At 67.6% G+C, this 18,808-nt stretch carries 19 protein-coding genes and 1 pseudogene; 11 read left to right on the top strand and 9 right to left on the bottom strand.

The features are described 5' to 3' along the window. Nucleotides 1–65: 65 nt before the first annotated feature. Entirely contained in the window at nucleotides 66–1,199 is a 1,134-nt protein-coding gene (locus tag AC1C2R_RS05440) for an LPXTG cell wall anchor domain-containing protein (protein ID WP_495379246.1), read from the bottom strand. A 524-nt stretch (nucleotides 1,200–1,723) separates the two neighbouring features. After that, nucleotides 1,724–2,977, bottom strand: coding sequence for an FAD-dependent oxidoreductase (locus AC1C2R_RS05445; protein WP_495379247.1), 1,254 nt, complete (start codon nucleotides 2,975–2,977; stop codon nucleotides 1,724–1,726). A 275-nt stretch (nucleotides 2,978–3,252) separates the two neighbouring features. Here AC1C2R_RS05445 and AC1C2R_RS05450 point away from each other — a divergent pair, with 275 nt between their 5' ends. After that, on the top strand, nucleotides 3,253–3,837 hold the full coding sequence (locus AC1C2R_RS05450) for a hypothetical protein (protein WP_495379248.1): 585 nt from the start codon (nucleotides 3,253–3,255) through the stop codon (nucleotides 3,835–3,837). Between the two features lie 145 nt (nucleotides 3,838–3,982). Here AC1C2R_RS05450 and AC1C2R_RS05455 read toward each other — a convergent pair whose 3' ends face one another. From AC1C2R_RS05455 to AC1C2R_RS05465, 3 genes and pseudogenes are all read right to left on the bottom strand, one after another. After that, complete coding sequence (locus tag AC1C2R_RS05455) at nucleotides 3,983–4,585, bottom strand: TnsB C-terminal domain-containing protein (protein ID WP_495379249.1); 603 nt, start codon at nucleotides 4,583–4,585, stop codon at nucleotides 3,983–3,985. Between the two features lie 7 nt (nucleotides 4,586–4,592). Further along, nucleotides 4,593–4,985, bottom strand: a pseudogene (locus AC1C2R_RS05460) (recombinase family protein); the annotation flags it as partial. A 30-nt stretch (nucleotides 4,986–5,015) separates the two neighbouring features. After that, on the bottom strand, nucleotides 5,016–5,390 hold the full coding sequence (locus AC1C2R_RS05465; protein ID WP_495379250.1) for a winged helix-turn-helix transcriptional regulator: 375 nt from the start codon (nucleotides 5,388–5,390) through the stop codon (nucleotides 5,016–5,018). A gap of 64 nt (nucleotides 5,391–5,454) precedes the next feature. Here AC1C2R_RS05465 and AC1C2R_RS05470 point away from each other — a divergent pair, with 64 nt between their 5' ends. The 3 genes from AC1C2R_RS05470 to AC1C2R_RS05480 all read left to right on the top strand — a co-directional run bounded on the left by AC1C2R_RS05470 (nucleotide 5,455) and on the right by AC1C2R_RS05480 (nucleotide 8,881). Next, nucleotides 5,455–7,671, top strand: a complete 2,217-nt coding sequence (locus AC1C2R_RS05470) for an LLM class flavin-dependent oxidoreductase (protein WP_495379251.1) — start codon at nucleotides 5,455–5,457, stop codon at nucleotides 7,669–7,671. 97 nt (nucleotides 7,672–7,768) lie between these two features. After that, the gene (locus tag AC1C2R_RS05475) at nucleotides 7,769–8,443 is read left to right on the top strand and encodes an FMN-dependent NADH-azoreductase (RefSeq protein WP_495379252.1); all 675 of its coding nucleotides are present in this window, start codon (nucleotides 7,769–7,771) and stop codon (nucleotides 8,441–8,443) included. 297 nt (nucleotides 8,444–8,740) lie between these two features. Beyond that, complete coding sequence (locus tag AC1C2R_RS05480; protein ID WP_495379253.1) at nucleotides 8,741–8,881, top strand: hypothetical protein; 141 nt, start codon at nucleotides 8,741–8,743, stop codon at nucleotides 8,879–8,881. A gap of 319 nt (nucleotides 8,882–9,200) precedes the next feature. On the opposite strand, the gene AC1C2R_RS05485 is transcribed toward AC1C2R_RS05480, so the two are convergent. After that, complete coding sequence (locus AC1C2R_RS05485; protein ID WP_495379254.1) at nucleotides 9,201–10,424, bottom strand: MFS transporter; 1,224 nt, start codon at nucleotides 10,422–10,424, stop codon at nucleotides 9,201–9,203. A gap of 39 nt (nucleotides 10,425–10,463) precedes the next feature. Between AC1C2R_RS05485 and AC1C2R_RS05490 the strand changes: the two genes are divergently transcribed. Continuing rightward, a complete protein-coding gene (locus AC1C2R_RS05490; RefSeq protein ID WP_495379255.1) occupies nucleotides 10,464–11,252 on the top strand; it encodes a GntR family transcriptional regulator in 789 nt (262 codons plus the stop codon). Nucleotides 11,253–11,468: 216 nt separating this feature from the next. Beyond that, a complete protein-coding gene (locus tag AC1C2R_RS05495) occupies nucleotides 11,469–12,686 on the top strand; it encodes a pyridoxal phosphate-dependent aminotransferase (RefSeq protein WP_495379256.1) in 1,218 nt (405 codons plus the stop codon). 6 nt (nucleotides 12,687–12,692) lie between these two features. On the opposite strand, the gene AC1C2R_RS05500 is transcribed toward AC1C2R_RS05495, so the two are convergent. Further along, complete coding sequence (locus AC1C2R_RS05500) at nucleotides 12,693–13,610, bottom strand: LysR family transcriptional regulator ArgP (RefSeq protein WP_495379257.1); 918 nt, start codon at nucleotides 13,608–13,610, stop codon at nucleotides 12,693–12,695. 78 nt (nucleotides 13,611–13,688) lie between these two features. Between AC1C2R_RS05500 and AC1C2R_RS05505 the strand changes: the two genes are divergently transcribed. Further along, nucleotides 13,689–14,435, top strand: a complete 747-nt coding sequence (locus AC1C2R_RS05505; RefSeq protein ID WP_495380377.1) for a LysE/ArgO family amino acid transporter — start codon at nucleotides 13,689–13,691, stop codon at nucleotides 14,433–14,435. A 20-nt stretch (nucleotides 14,436–14,455) separates the two neighbouring features. Here the strand turns inward: AC1C2R_RS05505 and AC1C2R_RS05510 are convergent, their stop codons facing one another. Both AC1C2R_RS05510 and AC1C2R_RS05515 read right to left on the bottom strand, forming a co-directional pair. Then, nucleotides 14,456–14,821, bottom strand: a complete 366-nt coding sequence (locus AC1C2R_RS05510; protein ID WP_495379258.1) for a YciI family protein — start codon at nucleotides 14,819–14,821, stop codon at nucleotides 14,456–14,458. A gap of 4 nt (nucleotides 14,822–14,825) precedes the next feature. Beyond that, nucleotides 14,826–15,167: a YciI family protein gene (locus tag AC1C2R_RS05515; protein WP_495379259.1), complete on the bottom strand. Its 342-nt coding sequence runs from the start codon at nucleotides 15,165–15,167 to the stop codon at nucleotides 14,826–14,828. 176 nt (nucleotides 15,168–15,343) lie between these two features. Between AC1C2R_RS05515 and AC1C2R_RS05520 the strand changes: the two genes are divergently transcribed. The 4 genes from AC1C2R_RS05520 to AC1C2R_RS05535 all read left to right on the top strand — a co-directional run bounded on the left by AC1C2R_RS05520 (nucleotide 15,344) and on the right by AC1C2R_RS05535 (nucleotide 18,802). Then, complete coding sequence (locus AC1C2R_RS05520) at nucleotides 15,344–15,682, top strand: YciI family protein (RefSeq protein ID WP_495379260.1); 339 nt, start codon at nucleotides 15,344–15,346, stop codon at nucleotides 15,680–15,682. A 30-nt stretch (nucleotides 15,683–15,712) separates the two neighbouring features. After that, nucleotides 15,713–16,999: an RNA polymerase sigma factor gene (locus AC1C2R_RS05525; RefSeq protein WP_495379261.1), complete on the top strand. Its 1,287-nt coding sequence runs from the start codon at nucleotides 15,713–15,715 to the stop codon at nucleotides 16,997–16,999. Nucleotides 17,000–17,078: 79 nt separating this feature from the next. Next, nucleotides 17,079–17,996 carry an ABC transporter ATP-binding protein gene (locus tag AC1C2R_RS05530; RefSeq protein WP_495379262.1) on the top strand — a complete coding sequence of 306 codons (918 nt, stop codon included), beginning with the start codon at nucleotides 17,079–17,081 and terminating at the stop codon, nucleotides 17,994–17,996. Beyond that, nucleotides 17,993–18,802, top strand: coding sequence for an ABC transporter permease (locus AC1C2R_RS05535; RefSeq protein ID WP_495351515.1), 810 nt, complete (start codon nucleotides 17,993–17,995; stop codon nucleotides 18,800–18,802). Before AC1C2R_RS05530 ends, AC1C2R_RS05535 begins: the two co-directional genes overlap by 4 nt. Nucleotides 18,803–18,808 lie beyond the last annotated feature (6 nt).

Raw genomic sequence — 18,808 nt, forward strand, 5'->3', positions numbered from 1 at the left:
GCGCAGAACGGGGCCGTGCGAGTGCCTGGAGGCATTCGCACGGCCCCGTCGGCCGTCAGCGCTGACTACGCCGAAGCGCCGGCGCGCCGCCGGAACATGAGCATCGCGCCCGCGAGCAGCAGCAGCATGCCGCCGACGATCGGCAGCGTCGCGTCGGTGCCGGTCGCAGCGAGGGTAGCGCCCGTGGTCGTCGCGTTACCTCCCGCAGCAGCGGCGACCACGGTGAACGTCACCGCGAACGGCTCACCGCTCTCCTGGGACAGGAGCACCAGCGTGTGCTGACCGGGTGCGAGCCCGGCGAGCGTTTCGGGCGAGAGCGTCACCGTGAGCTGACCGTTCGCATCGGCCTGGAACACGCCGACTCCGACAGGAACCGAGTAGGCGAACGCGTCGAAGTGCGTGAGGCCGTAGTCGATCGACGTGTCGACGACGAGCTCGAGGCTGTCGCCCTGGGTAGCGGAGCCGCCGTCGGCGACCACAACGCCCCAATCCTCGAGGAAGGCCGCGAGTTCGGCTGAGTCCGCGACTGGAGCTTCACCGATCGGCAGCGCCACGGGTGCCGGCCGAAGGAGGGTGATCTGGCTGCCCCACTTGATACCCGAGGCGGTTCCGGTTGCGCCGGCGTCGACGAGCAGGCCGTATCCCAGGAGCACGATGTCGTCCGCATCGTCCGGTGCGGAGCCCTCGATCGCCGCGAGGAGATTCTCGAGGGTGTCGGTGCTGTTCGCCCCGAAGCTGTCGGAGATGGCCTGGCTCGTCGTCCACTGGTCACCGAGCTCGGCGGACTCCTTGGCGGCGTCTGCCGGGCGCAGCGTCGTGAACTGGGGATCGCCGGCGGCGTTGTCGAAGAAGAGCGGAATCTGGAAGTAGGCGTTGTCGCTGCTCCACGCGATGCCGCCGTCGATCAGGTCGCGGAGGTCGCCGTTGTCGACGCGCTCGTCGAATCCGTTGAGGATCTGCACCTTTCCCGTCAGGTCGAGACCATCGTCACCGTCGACGAAGGCGCCGGCACCACCGTTGTGCCAGCCGACATAGCTCGATTCGTCGGGGCGGATGTCGGCCGCGCCGACATATGCAACAGGGGTCGGTGGGAGCTCCTCAGCCTGTGCCGGTGCGGCGCCGGCGAGTACGAGCCCGCCGCCGAGGGTGAGGGCCGTGCCGAGCGCCGCGAGGCGGATCGGGCGTCGTTCAAGTGCCACTGTGGGTTCCTGTTCTGTGGGGAGGATGTGATGCAGTCGCGCGCGCAGCACGCATCGAGCCACACTGTTACGGCGTGGCTCAATGCGTGTGAATACGGTTGAGTTCGAAGCTACGCTGTCCCATTCCTGTATGGATACCCCCCCGTTCGCGGGTCGCGGACGGCGACGAACCACCACCTCGCCAACAGTCAAGCGCGGGGAGCGACGCATGAGACGTCTCGTATCCCAAGGGTTGCAAGGCACCTACGGTGTCGCAGATACGGCGCCCGCGCGGGCAGGATCACCGGGCGAGTCATCCGGGCACCGGGATGACCCAGGCTGTGCACCGCCTGGTCGGGGATACCCGCAGGCCGTTGACCGACCGGCTTCCGGCGCTGCCGAGGCATGTTCTAGAACAGGGGGTGCATGTTCTTCACCGGGCGGCATCGTTGCTCGGTACGGTTCAACTCCTGGATCGGGGCGCTTCGACAAGCTCAGCGACCGGGGACGACCAGGCAGCCGGGCTGACCGGCGACCGCGACGGGTCAAGCGCGCAGGCGCGCGAGGCGCGGCGCGTCGGGCGCGAGGCGCGCGGCGACGGCGACCGCCGACAGGATCGCGCTCTCGTGCGAATCGGCGTCGGCGGTGTACAGCCCTGCCAGCGACACGCCGTGCGCGCCCTGCAGCGGGCGCAGCCGCCGCTGCGCGTCGAAGTACGCGGTGTCGATGAGCCCGTGCCGATAGGTCGCGGTCGCGTACAGCGGCTGCGGCAGTTCGTCGTCGAACGTCACCCAGCTCTTGAAGATGGGTATTCCGCGCGCAGGGCTCCACACCGATAGCGAGCTGTGCGCCCCGTCTGTGCGCACGTTCACGACCGACCACGTAGTCTCGTCGCGGGGCATGAGCCGCCGGTCACCGTGGATCGCGATGGTCGTGTCGAAGTATCCGAAGCGCGCCAGTTGCTCGCGGGTTTCGGACAGCTCCGGCAGCGGCGAGAGCAGGTCAAGCGCGGTGCGGGCATCGCAGGCCAGCACGACATGATCGAAGGGATGCCGCACGCCTGCCGCCTCGACGAGTAATGAGCCGTCGGCATCCCGAGTGAGGGAATCGACCGGCGCACCGGGGCACAGCTGCGCGCGCTCGAGCGAGGAGACGAGGGCGTCGACGTAGACCCGGAGGCCGCCGGGAACCTCGCTCTGTTCCGGCGGCGCGAAACCTTTCGGTAGATTCGCGCCCAGGTAGTACAGCGCGTTGTATGCAGCGAACCGGCGGAAATCGGCGAGGTCGACGCACCAGAATGCGAGCAGCAGCGGGAACAGGAAGTCATCGACGAACGTCTTCGGTAGCCGGCAGCGCTCGACATAATCGGCGATCGTGATCGTCGTGTCATGCTCGGCGAGGAACGCGGGGATGCCCGACAGGAACGCCCGGAAGCGCAGCAGATGCATGATAGCGCGCGGTGTCAGCGACGCCCACACCGTGCGGCCGCTGTTCAGCGGCGGCATCACGACCGGTCGGCTGCCGTTGCCGCGAGTGACGGTGAGCGTCGCCGGATACGTGGTGCGCGGCACGTCGAGCGCGTCGAGCAGTCGGTTGAACGTCGAATACGCGGCGCTCCGCCCGAAGAACTGGAATCCCGCGTCCACGGCGAGAGTCTGCCCATCGATCTCGATGTCGACGGTGTGGGCGTGACCGCCGAGGCGGTCGTCCTTCTCGAACAGGGTGACGTCGTGATGCTGCTCCAACAGCCAGGCCGTCGCCAGGCCGGCCGCGCCACCCCCGATGATGCCTATCCGCATGTGTGTGCACCGTTCTCTCTGAGCCGCCGGAGCGATCGGCTGCAAAGCTGTTTCTCAGGTCGAGGACCAGAGCCCCTCGATACGCCGAGGTGCCATCGAAGTCGCAGAAGACCAAGCGCTTTGTCCCGAGCCTAACCATGCCAGACCAGGCGTCTGGACGCCGGCACGGGGCGCCTCCAAACGATGCAGACGTCCAACATTGCAATACAGATAGAGAACAATTTTGCCCGCCGTCGCAATAGTTCAGTCACACACAACCCCGGAATCGAGTACCAATGCCGATCGAGCATCTTGACAACCAAAAGGCATTTGCGCTCATCGGCGAGATGACGTCGACCCGGAACCTTCTCGGCTACGGAGTCAAAGTCCTCCGCGGAGCGAGGTTCATCGAGACGACGCGCGACCCGATTATGACGATGCTCTCTATTGGGGTGGAGCGAGCGCGCACCCTGAACAGCTCGGACTACGTCCGCGGCCTCGTCGCCGGAGTAGACGCCGATCCAGTGTTGCGGCCGCTTCTCGCCGCGCTGGATCGATATGGCAGGGCCGGCCGGTTGTACAACCTCGACATGCTCGCGGACAGCCCGCAGCCCGAAGCAAGCCCCGCGATGATGTGGGACGAGGCGGAGCAGGCGACTTTGGCTGAACCGCGGATTGTCGAGTTACAGCGCATCGCCACTGAGCTGCTGTCCGACAACGAAGCTCGGGATGCGTTCTATGCCGGGGTCCAGGGGCACGCCGCTGATAGCGTGGAACGCCTTTGGGAAATGATCTCTCGTGTGGGGATCAACCACGCGCTGGGAGTGACCGGGGCGACGATGGGGTGGGAGATCGCGCAAACCTCGGTTGGCCGCCAGTGACCTTTCGGGCGCCGCTCGCGACACGCCACCAGCGCAGCTCGACAGTCAGCGTCTCAAAGTGCCCCTCGTGCGCGACGGCTCACGTTTCACGCAAATGTGTGGAGTTTGGCGGTCAGTGGCGGCGTTCTGTGATCGATGCGTGTCGCTAGTTGCCGATGACGAGGATGCTGGCCGCGGCCTCGATGACATCGTCGTCGCGTTGCACGACCCGGTTCTTCGGAACAGTGAGGAGTAGTCCGTCGAGTTCTTGAAGGCTGTTGGGCATCCGTGGCAGCCATCCGTCCGCGACCCAGGCGTCTCGCGGCGAGATCCCCAGCTCGCTATGGGACCGGTCGTTGTAGGTGCCGATAAATTTGACGATCGCACGATCGAGACCGGCAAGGTCAAGGACAGGTGTAGGTGCCCGACTGCCGGGTCCAAGGTGGCCAGGTAGCGCGCTCAGCAGTTCCGTGTTGATCGTGCCGAAGAACCGCTCGATCTTGCCGCGCCCCTGTGGCCTGCCGACGGTTGAGTGGATGATCCTGACGTGCAAGGCGATCGCGGTTCGCTCGAGGTGGTGGCTAATGAAGTCGGAGCCGTGGTCCACGTGCAGGACGTCGGGGATGCCGCACATCGCCCACGCCGGGTCCGTCTTCCGCCAGATCGCCTGCCGGAGAGCCAGGGCTCCGGTCTCGCGGGCGAGGACGGCGAGCGGGATCTGGTCTTCGACATGCAGCCGAAGAACACGCCACCGCCCCGCCGCGTCCACGAGTCACCTACACGGTGGTGCTCTCGCGCGCCGCGAGGGCCTGCTGATGCCGGTAAAGAGTGGCGCGGCTCCAGCCAACGAGTTTCGCGGCGTCCTCGGCGGTGCGGCCCTTCGCCCTCGCTTCCGTGACGAGCTTGAGCTTGTCGGCAACGACGACGGGATCCGACAGAGGCCGGCCGAACTTGGTGCCACCCTCCCGGGCGGCCGTGATCCCGGCGTTCACCCGCTCGGTAATCAGCTCGCGCTCGTACTCAGCCAAGGTGGCGAGCATGTTCAGCATCAACCGACCCGAGGTCGTGGACGGGTCGATGCCGTCCGAGATGCTCTGCACCTGGACGTCTCGCTCCCGAAGGAGCTTCACGGTGCTGAGGACATCGATAAGGGATAGTCCGAGGCGGTCGCTGTCGAGTGCTCACGAAATGACACCGATTCAACGTGGCGATGTCTTGTCTGCCGGTGGTTCCCAGCGGCGAACGTAATGTGCCATTGGTTGGAGCGATCGCAGGAGTTCCATTGCTCTCTCCGATGGGTGGTATCGAACGCTGACGGGGGTGGTTGGTTCGACGGTGCGTTCAACGAGTCCGGCGTCTTCGAGTTCGCGGAGCCGGACGGTGAGCATCCTCCCGGAGAGCCCTTGGACGCGGCGCTTGATCTCGGTGTAGCGCTCTGCGCCCATTCCGAGAGCGAGAAGGATGCCGCTTGACCAGCGTTTGCCAACTATCTCCATTACAGCCGCGAGGCGCTGGCATTCCTCGTCGTCGATGCGCAACGGCGGGCGTTGCCTTGTCTTTTCGTTGCCTGTCACGTACCAAAAGTAAGTCGGTTACCAGGGGTTTGTCAAGCACGTTGCATGCGCGGAGGCTGTACGTATGGCTGATTACCTCCACCCGCTGCGCTTTGGCAGCTTCGTAACTCCGATTGCTGCGTCACCGCAGCATCCCGTCGACATGGCCAGGCTCAGCGAAGAGCTGGGCCTGGACCTGGTGACGTTCCAGGACCACCCGTACCAGGCGGTCTTTCAGGACACATGGACACTGATTGCGTGGGTCGCTGCCCGAACGTCGAAGATCCATGTGTCGGGGAATGTGCTGAATCTGCCGCTGCGGCAGCCGGCGGTGCTCGCCCGTGCGCTAGCGAGCTTGGATCGACTCAGTGATGGCCGGGTCGAGCTGGGGATCGGTACGGGAGGGTATTTCGATGCGATGGCAACGATGGGCGCACCGTTGCTGACTCCGGCGGAGGCGGTAAGCGGTCTGGACGAGGCGCTAGACATCATCCGAGGCCTCTGGGATACGAGCACGCAAGCGCCCCTGCATGTGGAAGGACAGTATCACCGTGTTTCCGGGGCGGCGCGGGGTCCGGCGCCGGCGCATGACATACCGATCTGGGTCGGTGCGTACAAGCCCCGCATGCAGCGCATCATCGGCCGGAAGGGAGACGGGTGGCTGCCGAGCCTACCCTGGCTGAAGCCGGGTGATATCGAGCGTGGCAATGGAGTCATCGACGAGTCTGCTCGGAAGGCCGGACGTGACCCGCGGGATGTTACCCGCCTGATGAACGTGACTCCGCAGTATGACGCGGAAGACATGGCGGAGCTCGCGATCGAGCACGGGATCAGCGTGTTCATTATGGGTTCCGATGACCCGCAGGAGATCCGGAAGTTCGCGCAGGTCACCGCGCCGCGTATCCGGGAGCGCGTTGAGAAGGCCCGCCGCGGGGGGCTTTCTGCTCCTGCGCTTTCTGAGGCCCGGGAGTTCCGAGATGACCCGCTCCCGGGACGGATCGCGGGGCGGAGCCTGTTCCCGAAAGATCGCGGATACGCCCGGTACACATCCAGTTACTTCCGGGGTGCTCGGCCGGGTCTGGTGATCCGTCCGGAATCCACGGAAGAGGTACAGGAAGCGGTGCGGTTCGCGGGCCGACACCGGGATGTTCCGCTGGGACTGTTCAGCGGAGGACATGGATTGTCCGGTCGTTCGTTGAACAACGACGGCATCGTGATCGGCCTAGACGCGCTCAACGAGATCACCGTCAGCGCAGGCAATCGAGTACGGGTAGGCCCGGGCGCCAGGTGGGGTGAAGTCGCGCAGGCTCTGGCGCCGCACGGGCTGGCGATCACCGCCGGCGACTCCGGCGGCGTCGGGGTCGGCGGGCTTGCGACGACGGCCGGGATCGGCTGGTTCGCCCGCGAGCACGGTCTGACCATCGACCACCTCCGCTCGGTGGACGTGGTCACCGCCGACGGTGAACTGGTCCACGCCAGCGCCTATGAGAACAGCGACCTGTTCTGGGCCATGCGCGGAGCCGGAGCTAACTTCGGTGTCGCGGTCTCGTTCGAGTTCGACGCGCACCCGGTCGCCGAACAGGTCGGATTCGCGATGCTCGTGTTCGTCCCCGACGACGTCGCCTCCTTCCTCAACGCCTGGGGTACGACGATCGAGAACTCAGACATGACAGTGACGGGCACGCTGATGATCAGCCCGACCAGTCCCGGCTCACCCACCGCCGTGCAGGCGCTCATCGTGGTCGACGATCATGACCCGGACACTGTCGCGGAACGGTTGCAGCCATTTGCGGCGCTGGCGCCGATGGCGAATCAGTCGGTGCAGATGGTTCCCTACGCGGCCTTGCTCGAAGTGCCTCCGGGCGGGGAACACCAGCATGGTCACAGCGAACCGCACGGTCACGCGGGCCTGGCCCGCCACCTGAACGGCGACGTGTCGCAGGGGTTGGCGGAACTGCTCGCATCCCGGTCGTCGTTCATCCTCAGCATCCGCTCCGCGGGCGGCGCAGTTGCGAACCAGCCCTCCGACTTCGCCGCATATGCCTGGCGGGACGCGAACTTCCTCATCGCGATGCTCGCCGACGGCATGGACGAGGTCGAGAAGCGCTGGGCCGACCTCGTCCCTCACCTGGAAGGCATGTATCTCAGCTTCGAGACCGACACAGGCCCCGACGTCCTCGCCCGCGCGTTCCCGCCCGACCACCTGAACCGTCTGCGCCAGTTAAAAGCGACATGGGACCCCACCGGCCTCTTCCGAGACAACTTCTACATCGCACCGGAAGGCGCAGACATCGACTCGTGAGCGCGGGGTGCGGCCGCCGCGCCGAACCTCTCGCTCTCATCCAGAAACACCAGAAACACCAGAAACACCCATATCACGATCCACAAGGAGTTCTCTCTTGTCATTGCTTCGTATCGACGCATCCATTCGCCACAACGGCTCGGCCAGTCGGGCTCTCGCCGACATCTCCGAATCGCAGTGGTTGGAGACCGCGACCGAAAAGACCATCATCCATCGTGAGATCGGCACGACCCCGCTGCCGAGCACCGCATGGGGCAACGCGGTTACCGCATCTGCGCTGCCCGCGAACGAACGCACCCCCGCACAGGCCAACGCACTGAGCCTCGCCGGTACCCTCGTCGACGAACTCGCCGCCGCGGACGCCTACCTGTTCGCGGTGCCGCTATACAACTTCGGCCCCTCGCAGCATTTCAAGACGTACGCCGACCTCGTCATCGCCGACCCCCGGATGGGCCCCGGGCAAACCCCCGTGACCGCGCGAAAGCCCGGCCTCCTCGTCACCGTGCAAGGCGGGAACTACTCCGCCGGCACACCGAAAGAAGGATGGGACCACGCCACCGCATGGACGCGACGCATCCTCGAGGACGTCTGGCAGATCGACGTGAACATCGTGACCCGAGAGTTCACCCTCGTCGGCATGAACCCCGCACTGGACGAGTTCACGGACATGGCCGAAGATATCAAGACGAATGCTGAACACCATGCCCGAAGGCACGGCCGCACCCTCGCCGCGCGCCAGCACACCGAACGAGCCGCCGCTAGTCGCTCGTAAGCGCCTCGACGGTCTCCGGCTTGGATGCCCGGCCGGAGACCGTTCCCATCCGAGAGGACATCACGCCACAAGGTCCCGCTTCCCCGGACCTGGACCCGCACCCCGGCCCCTCGTTCCGCCCGTCAGCGTCTCCCGGCCAACGACTGGCCCGGTTCCCAGGACGCTGCAGGTCTGGCCAATGACTGGGTCCCGGAGATCGAGGCAGGTGAGAATCTCGTGCGCAAGATCCACGACGCGGCCGATGCTCCCCCTTACCGGTGGGATTGCCCTGACGAACTAGCCAGCCGAGCCGAGCGCGTGGATCTGATCGTCGGGGAGCGGAACCGCGGGCATGCGCCGTACGGGACGACGTTCGAAGACGTCGCCCTGCTCATCCCGGACGCCGCCGTGCACGTGCTGGCAGGCCAGGAGCACTTGGCCACCTGGAAGCACCGCTAGAACTCGCCAGGCTCGTCAGCAGCCTCGGCCGCCAGTCGAGCTGGCGCCGTGCGACACAGCATTCCGGTGAGGAAGGGGAGCTTCCGTCGAGGGGGCAGGTGCTGGCCTTGGTCGATGCGCCCGCGGTCCCGTTAGGGATGTTACCGTGCGCGCGGACACCGCCACTTAGCGATCACAGAACACCGCCAACAAGCGATCAACTCCACAACGCAAATGGATCCGCTTGCGGACGTTCCCGCTTGCGGACGTTCGTTGAAGGACCACCTTACGAACAGCTAGGTCACGTCCTCCAGACAATCCAGTACGAAGTCGCTGAGACTCATGCCGTCCGGGGCTCACCGAGAGGGGGCGAGCTGGTTGGCAGAGCGATCAGCGCCAGCAGCGTCGTGAGTGCGGATGCGCCGAGAACGATCCACATCACCGCCGATGTGCCGGACACGCCGACGATCACACCTGCCACGAGCGTGCCGGCGCCCACTCCGAGCGTCATGGCGCTGACGACCCAGCCATTCGCCTCAGTGAGAGCATCGGGCGGACTGAGCTGAGAGATGCGTTCGAAGACCTGACCGAGCGTCGGTGGGAGCATCAGCCCTGAGATTCCTGCGGCGACGACGTAGGCCCAGGTCGGAAGAGCTGTGACGGCGAGCGGGAGATACCCGGCAGCGAGAAGGATGCCGCACAGGGTGAGCAGACGCTCTGGAGTGGAGCCCAGTGGCCGCAGGCCGACGACAGTTGCGCCCGTCAGAGCGCCGAGGGCGTTCACGGCCAGGATCCACCCGGCCAGTCCAGCGTCGGCTCGAGCAGCCTCAGAGGCGGTCGCAACGATTGTGAGCGCTCCGACGGGAACGCCGATTCCGAACGTGAATGCGGCCACCCGCGAAACGGCGGGCATGAGAATGGGAGATCGCGCGACGGGTTGCTCGGCGACGTCGCTGCGCCGCTTCATCGAGGCAGCTCGTGGGGCGGGGTTGATGATGAACGCGAGCGCACCGATCAGGCCGAGCCCGCCGGCGAACAACAGGTTGCCGATCGGGCCGAAGGCGGTGATACCGGCGACGGTTAGCAGGGGGCCGATGATGAAGATGATCTCCTGGGCGCCGGCGTCCAGACTGAAGGCAGCCTTCAATTGGAGGCCGGGGCTCACCAGGCGCGGCCAAAGTACACGAAGCGCCGGCTCGAGCGGCGGCGTGAAGATTCCTGCGGCTGCTGCAAATGCAAGCGCCGCACCCGGCGCCGGGTCGAGCGTCAACGCCATACCGGTGAACGCCAGAAAACTCAGGATGCCGCTGACGGCGAGAACAGCGACCTGCCCGATCCGGTCGATGACCCTGCTGAGAAGTGGTTGTCCCGCGGCGCCGGCTACGACGTAGACGGCCGTGATCAGCCCGGCGAAAGCGAAATCCCCGCTCGTCGATCGGACGAGCTGCACGATCGCGAGAGTCGCCATCGCGCCGGGCAGCCGTCCGAGCAGGGAAGTGAACAGCAGATACCCGGTGTGCCGGGTTCGGAGCACGGAGACTACCGGGTAGGACGAGCCTGTCATACAGGCAAGTCTGACATATGCATATGATTTGATTGCTCCGTGACAGTTCTGCAGGGCCCCATCACTCCACGGCCGGGAGTTCCGCTTCGGGTCGAGGTCTACGACCGGATCGCGAGCGCCATCCGCGCAGGTGCCCTGCCACCTGACTCGTTGCTCCCCAGCGAGAGCGAGCTGGGCGAGGCGATGGAGGTCAGCCGCACAGTCGTGCGAGAAGCGCTGCTGTTGCTGGAGGAGGACGGTCTCCTCCGATCACGCCGAGGAATCGGCCGGATCGTCTCCGCAGCTCAGCCGGCTGCCGGCTTCGAGCGCCTGCGCCCGATGGAACAGATTCTCTCGGACCGGTTCCATGATCTCTCGGTCAGCCGGACTGAGGTGACGTTGCAGCGGGAGTCGGCGTCGTTCATCGCCGAGGGTCTGGGCATCGCGTCGACGTCACCGAGTCTGTTCATCGAGTCCGTGCTGTCCAGCAATGGCGACGCCGTCGCGCTGGTCCAGGAACACCTCCCAGCGGGAGAAAATCTCCACACGTTCGGCACGCAGGTGCAGCAGCTCGTCGAGAACATCGATCGAGAGCGCACCTGCCTCGGCTCTCTGACGGCCGAGCTCGGACCGGCCTTCGGCACAGGCCGTTCGGAACTGACCGCCGGCACGCCGGGGGCGGTCCGCGCGAAGCTGCTGGAGATCCGGCCCACCTCGCCTGTTCTGATCGTGACCCAGACCGTTCACCTGGGCCCTCGACCGCTCTACCTGTCCAAGGTCATCCTCCGCCCGGAGGCGGGACCGCTGGAGATCCGCCACTTCGCGGCACGAGGGCACCTGTCGGCCTGACGTCGGACTCCTGAAGCTGCAGGGGTCGTTGAGATCGGTGCATGGCTCTCAAACGGCGGAGGTCGTACGGGCAGTGCCTCGTGGTCAGAATAATGTGCCCGCAGGAGGATCCTCCTACGGGCGGCGGGGGTGACAGATAGCGCCGCGAAAGTGCCGCCACTTCTCGATGCGATTCACAACCAGGCGCACGCGACGCGCAACCCGTAGGCTGGAACGGTGACCGAGAAGCCCCGTCTTTCCGCCCGCATCGCCGCCATCGCCGAGTCCGCGACCCTCAAGGTCGATGCGAAGGCGAAGGCCCTGCAGGCCGGGGGGCGCCCGGTCATCTCGTACGCGGCGGGCGAGCCCGACTTCGCGACGCCCGAGTACATCGTCGAGGCGGCACTCGCGGCCACGCACGACCCGAAGAACTACCGCTACACGCCCGCGGCCGGCCTGCCCGACCTGCGAGAGGCGATCGCCGCGAAGACGCTGCGCGACTCGGGCCTCGACGTTTCACCTGGGCAGGTCGTCGTCACGAATGGCGGCAAGCAAGCGGTCTACCAGTCGTTCCAGGCGCTGCTCGACCCGGGCGACGAAGTGCTCGTGCCGACGCCGTATTGGACCACCTACCCCGAGGCGATCAAGCTCGCCGGCGGCGTGCAGGTCGACGTCTTCGCGGGCGCCGACCAGGGCTACCTCGTCACGGTCGACCAGCTCGAAGCCGCCCGAACCAACCGCACGAAGGTGCTGCTCTTCGTCTCGCCGTCGAACCCGACCGGCGCGGTCTACCCGCCCGAGCAGGTTCGCGAGATCGGCGAGTGGGCGCTCGAGCACGGCATCTGGGTCGTCTCCGACGAGATCTACCAGAACCTCACCTACGCCGACGAGACCGACGGGGTGCCGCCCCGCGCGGTGTCGATCGTCGAGGCCGTGCCCGAGCTCGCGAACCAGACGATCCTCGTCAACGGCGTCGCGAAGACCTACGCGATGACGGGGTGGCGCCTCGGTTGGATGGTCGGCCCCGCCGACATCATCAAGGGCGCCGCGAACCTGCAGTCGCACCTCTCGTCGAACGTGTCGAACATCTCGCAGCGCGCCGCGATCGCCGCGCTCAACGGCCCGCAGGACGCGGTCGAAGAGATGCGGCAGGCGTTCGACCGTCGCCGCCGCACGATCGTCGCCGAGCTCTCGAAGATCGGGGGCGTCACGGTTCCCGTGCCCCAGGGGGCCTTCTACGTTTACCCCGATGTCTCGGGGCTGCTCGGCCGCGAGTGGGGCGGGGTCACGCCGACCACGTCGCTCGAGCTCGCCGACCTCATGCTCGAGCAGGCCGACGTCGCGGCGGTGCCGGGCGAGGCCTTCGGCCCGAGCGGCTACCTGCGCTTCAGCTACGCGCTCGGCGACGCACCCCTGCTCGAGGGCGTGCAGCGGTTGCAGCGCCTCTTCGGCTGACGCGCGTCAGCGCAGGGCCCGCTGCGCCTCTGCTGCGAGCTCGTCGGCGATCGCGTCGAGGAGGGGCGAGCGCAGGTTCCACTGCTGCCAGTAGAGGGGCACGTCGATCGGAGCGCCGCCGAGTCGCATGAGCTCGCCGCGGTCGAGCTCCTCGGTTGACTGGAATGCCGGCAGCATGCCCCAGCCGAGGCCCAGCTTGACCGCCGTTGCGAAGTCGTTCGATGCCGGCACGTAGTGTCGCGGCGGGGTGTCGGGGTCGATGCCGGCCGCCGAGAGGAACCCACGCTGCAGGTCGTCGCGCCGGTCGAAGTCGACGAGCGGCGCCGACGCGAGCACCGCTGCCAACGCACCCGACGTGAGCGACGCACCCGACGCACCCGACGCACCCGACCAGCGTGCGACGAAGCCCGGCGTCGCCACGGCCTCGTAGCGCATGACCCCGAGTGGTCGCACGAGGCATCCGGCCACCGGCGTCGCCTGCGAGGTGACCGCACCCATGACCGCCCCCGATTCGAGCAGGCCCGCCGTGAAGTCCTGGTCGTCGCGGTGCAGGTCGAAGACGACGGGAAACCGCTCGGCGACGCGCGCAAGGGCGGGCAGGAACCAGGTGGCGAGCGAATCCGCGTTGACGGCGAGCGGCACCGAGATCGGGCGAGCGGACGCCTCGTCGAGGCCGAACTCGGCGAGCGCGTCGTGCTCGAGCAGAGCGATCTGGCGGGCGAGGCGCACGATCGGCGCACCTGCGGCGGTGGCGCGCGCGGGCTTCGAGCGCACGATGAGCACCCGGCCGAGTTGCTGCTCGAGTGCCTTCACCCGCTGCGAGACCGCCGACGGCGTGATGCGGAGCCGGCGCGCGGCCGCATCGAACGTGCCCTCGTCGATGACGACGGCGAGTGTGCGGGCGAGGTCGAGTGGAATCTCCATCTGTAGCCATGCTAATGCGACTGAAGAATCTTGAGCTGGAATGATGCACCGCGAAGCCGTACGTTCGATCTCGTGCTCCTGTCCCCCGCGCTCGCCGGCCTCGGCCTCGGCCTCTCGCTCATCGTCGCCATCGGCGCGCAGAACGTCTTCGTGCTGCGACAAGGCATCCGGCGCGAGCACGTCTTCGTGGTCGCGGCGATCTGCGCGCTGAGCGACTTCGTGCTGATCGTCGTGGGTGTCTCGGGCATCGGCGCCGTGCTGACGGCGGTGCCGTGGCTCGTCGACGTGATCCGGTGGGCGGGTGCCGCGTTCCTCGTCGGCTACGGCCTGCTCGCCGCCCGTCGGGCGCTGCGCCCGAGCGGAGCGGCACTCGACGCGAACCCGAGCGAGATGGAAGCGAGCACGAGTCGCGCCGGCACCGGCACGAGGGCGACGGATGCCGGGGGGCCGACGGATGCCGAGGGCGGGGCGCCTTCGGCAACCGCCGGCCCCGCGGCATCCGGTTCGCCCGTCGCGACGCTCGCGCGGCGCAACACCGGACTCGCGGCCGCGGTGCTCACCTGCCTCGCCCTGACCTGGCTGAATCCGCACGTCTACCTCGACACGGTGTTCCTGCTCGGCTCGGTCGCGAACACCCACGGCGACGGCCGGTGGGCCTTCGCCGCGGGTGCTGGTGTCGCGAGCATCCTCTGGTTCTTCGGCCTCGCCTACGGCGCGCGACTGCTCGGCGGCGTGCTCGGCAGCCCCCGCGCCTGGCGCGTGCTCGACGCGGTCATCGCGGTCGTCATGGTCGTGCTCGGCGTGCTTCTCGTGCTGCCGCACTGAGCGATCGGGCGAGCACCGCGCTATCCGGCCTCGGGTGCGGCCTCGGGCTCCGCTGAGCCGAGCGGCCAGGCACGACGCAGCTCGATCCGCCCGAATCGGGCCATCGGATGCTTCGACGCGACCTCGATGGCCTCGTCGAGGTCGCGCACCTCGATGACGTCGAACCCGGCGATCCACTCCTTCGACTCGGTGAACGGGCCGTCGGTGACGATGGCGTCCTCGCCGCGAACCCTCACGGTCTTCGCGAACTCGGGCGGCCGCAGCCGATCGCCCGCGACCGCGACGCCTCGCTGCGTCATCTCCTCGACCCAATCGCCGATGTTGTCCTCCTCGGGCCGGTACGGTTCGGCGTCGGGGTCGGTCGCGACGAACATCATGAACTCCATCGCGTCACTCCCCCGACCCGATCGGCCAGACCGGCCGCAGCTCGAGGGCGCCATGGCGGGCCAGCTCGTCGCCCTTCGCGATCTCGATCGCCTCATCGAGGTCGGCGACCTCGAGCAGGTCGTAGCCCGCGATCCACTCCTTCGACTCGGTGAAGGGGCCGTCGGTGACGAGCACCTCGCCGCCGCGCACCCGAACGGTCACCGCCTCGTCGACGGGACGCAGGCGCATCGCGCGCTTGAACACCCCGCGCGCGGCCATCACGCGATCCCATTCGGCGGATGCCACCTGGTCGACCTCGCCGGCGTCGACCTCTGGGTCGGCGACCACGAACATCATGATTTCCATCGCACGCTCCTTCTGCGTTCACGGTATGCCCATGCGACGAACGGCGGCGGCTGCGATCGACACCTGTCGGAGACTCTCCGCCGAACCGATTCGGCGAGGCATCCGTCAACGTGTCGATTCCAGGACCTCCCGTTCGTCGCATGGGCATACCGTGATACCGAACCGAAGGAGTACTCATGCGCTACATGATGTTCGTCGCCACCGACCTCGACCCCGACCGTTCAGGCGACGAAGGCATCGACATAGAGGACTGGGTCGCCGAGAACGACGGGAGCGGAGTGCGGGTTCTCGGCGAGCGTCTGCGCCCGCCGGCTGATGCCACGCTCGTGCGGGTGCGGAACGGCGATGTGCTCATCACCGACGGCCCCTTCACCGAATCCAAGGAGTGGATCGCCGGATTCGACATCCTCGAGTGCGACGACCTCGATCAGGCCATCGAGGTCGCGTCGAGGCATCCGATGGCCCGCGGTGGCCGCATCGAGCTGCGGCCGTTCCACCCGGACGACCAGGACTGACGTGGGCCGCAATACGGCGTCCGGAGCCGGATGAGCAGCGCCGCCGAGGTCACCGACGCGGTCGCCCTCGTGTACCGCGAGGAGTGGACGCGCATCGTCGCGACGCTCATCAGGGCGACCGGCGACTGGGATGTGGCGGAGGAGGCGGCCGCCGACGCGTTCGAGCGAGCGGCACGGCGGTGGCCGGTCGAGGGCATCCCGCGCAACCCCGGTGCCTGGCTCACGACGGTGGCGCGCAATCGGGCGCTCGACGTGCTGCGCCGGCGCGGAGTCGAGTCGGGCAAGGTCAGGGAGTGGATCGCGATGGACGACATGAGAGGGGGCAAGGCGCCGACCGATCCGGCCGAGATCGCGGCCGCCTCGCCCGAGTGGGACGACCGGTTGCGGCTCGTCTTCACGTGCGCGCACCCTGCCCTGCCACTCGAGGCCCGTGTGGCGCTCACGCTCCGCACCGTCGGCGGCCTCGAAACCGGCGAGATCGCCCGGGCGTTCTTCGTGCCCGAGGCGACGATGGCGCAGCGGCTCGTGCGCGCCAAGCGCAAGATCAAGAACGCCGGCATCCCCTATCGGGTCCCTGGGCCCGAAGACCTCCCCGAGCGGCTCGGCGGGGTGCTCGCCGTGCTCATGCTCGTGCACAACGAGGGCTATCTCGCCTCCTCGGGTGATCGGCTGCTGCGCCTCGATCTGCAGGAGGAGGCGATCCGACTCGCCCGGCTCGTCGCCGGCCTGCTGCCCGACTCGAGCGAGGCGCGCGGCCTGCTCGCCCTGCTCCTCCTGCAGCACGCGCGTTCGGCCGCCCGCGTCGATGCCGGCGGCGAGCTCGTGCCGCTGCACGAGCAGGACCGCTCAGTGTGGAACGCCGCCGAGATCGACGAGGGACTCGCACTGATCGACGCACCGGCAGGCGAGCCGCCCCACGCGGCATCGGGCGCCTACCGGTTGCAGGCCGAGATCCAAGCGATGCACAGCCGAGCGCGCACCGCCGACGAGACCGACTGGACGGCGATCGTCGGATGTTACGACCGACTCCGTGCGGTCTCGCCATCGCCGATCGTCGACCTCAATCACGCGGTCGCGCTCGGCCTTGCCGGCGACCTCGCCGGCGCACTCGACGCGCTCGGCGAGCTCGAGGCATCCGGCCGCCTCGCCGACTACCACCTCTTCGCCGCCACCCAGGCTGATTTCCTCCGTCGGAGCGGCCGAACCGACGAGGCGACGATGCGCTACCGCGATGCGATCCGGCTCGCGCCCACCGGGCCTGAACGACGCTTCCTCGAACGGAGACTCGCGGAGCTGCCAGAACCCCGCCGCGACTGAGGCATCCACCGACCGGTGGATGCGCGAATCGACCGGCCGGACGCTATCGCGGAGATCGCCGAGCGGGCAGTCTCGGAGCATGGAAACAACAGCTCCCGCAACGGGCACCACGGCACAGCGCACGGAAGCCGCAGTGCGGATCCGCGGGCTCCGAAAGAACTACGGCGGGTTCGCCGCCGTCGACGGCCTCGATCTCGACATCGCGCACGGCGAGACCTTCGCCCTGCTCGGCCCGAACGGGGCGGGCAAGTCGACGACCGTCGAGATCCTCGAGGGGTATCGGCTGCGCACCTCGGGCGAGGTGAGCGTGCTCGGCGTCGACCCGGCTCGCGGCGGCCTCGACTGGAAGGCGAGGCTCGGTATCGTGCTGCAGTCGAGCGGTGAGACCGGAGTTCTCACCGTGACCGAGATGCTGCGTCACATCGCCTCGCTCTACCCGAACCCGCGTGACGTTACCGAGGTGATCGCCGCCGTCGGACTCGAGGCGAAGGCGAACACGCGCATCGCCAAGCTCTCGGGCGGCCAGCAGCGACGCGTCGATGTCGCACTCGGCATCGTCGGTCGACCCGAATTGCTCTTCCTCGACGAACCCACCACCGGGTTCGACCCCGAGGCACGCCGACAGTTCTGGGACCTCATCCGTTCACTGAAATCCGACGGCACGACCATCGTGCTCACCACCCACTACCTCGACGAGGCCGCACAGCTCGCCGACCGCGCCGGCGTCATCGCCGGCGGGCGACTCGTCGACGTCGGCGGCATCGACGAGATCGGCGGCGTCGAGGCCCGTGTGCCCATCGTGCGGTGGCGGGATGCCGCAGGCGCCACGCGCGAGATGCGCACCGACGAGCCCGGCCTGCTCGTGGCATCCGTCGTCGGTGAACTCGGCCGTGAGCCGGCCGGCCTCGAGGTGATCCGCCCCACTCTCGAAGACATCTACCTGGGGCTCGTGAAGAGCGCGATTCCCGACACCATCGCCGAGGAGGCATTCGCATGACCACCAACCTGCTGGCCCAGGGCGCCTCGCGCCTCGGCGTCGAGACGAAGGCGTACTTCCGCGCACCCGACTCGCTGTTCTTCACCTTCTTCTTCCCGTTCGTGATGCTCGCGATCTTCAGCGCGGCCTTCAGCGCCTCGGGCGAGGTCGGCCCTCCCGGCGCGGAGATCTCGATCGGCGCCCTGTACCTGCCCGGCATGCTCGCCGCCGGCATCCTCCTCTCGGGGGTGCAGAACCTCGCGGTCGACATCGCCGGTGAGAAGTCGAACGGCACGCTGAAACGCCTCGGCGGCACCCCGCTCTCACCGGTCGCCTACTTCCTCGGCAAAATCGGCCAGGTGTTCGTGACCGGAGTGCTGCAAGCGGCGCTGCTGATCCTCGCCGGGTGGCTCGTGCTCGGCGTCGATCTGCCGACGGACCCGGCGAAGTGGCTCACGTTCGCGTGGGTGTTCCTGCTCGGTCTCACGACGTGCTCGCTCATCGGCATCGCCCTGTCGGCGCTGCCGCGCTCGGGCAAGAGCGCGAGTGCCGTCGTCGTGCCGATCGTGCTGCTGCTGCAGTTCATCTCGGGCGTCTACCTGCAATGGAACATGCTGCCAGAGTGGCTGCAGAACATCGCGAGCCTGTTCCCGCTCAAGTGGATCGCCCAGGGCATGCGCTCGGTGTTCCTGCCCGAAGGGTGGGAGGCCCTGGAGCAGGGCGGCGAGTGGAATCTCGGCGGCATCGCGATCGCACTCGGCGTCTGGCTCGTGGTCGGGTTCGTGCTGACGCGAGTCACCTTCCGGTGGATCCGACGTGATTCGTAGTGGGCG

The organism is Agromyces sp. Y182, from assembly GCF_059445385.1.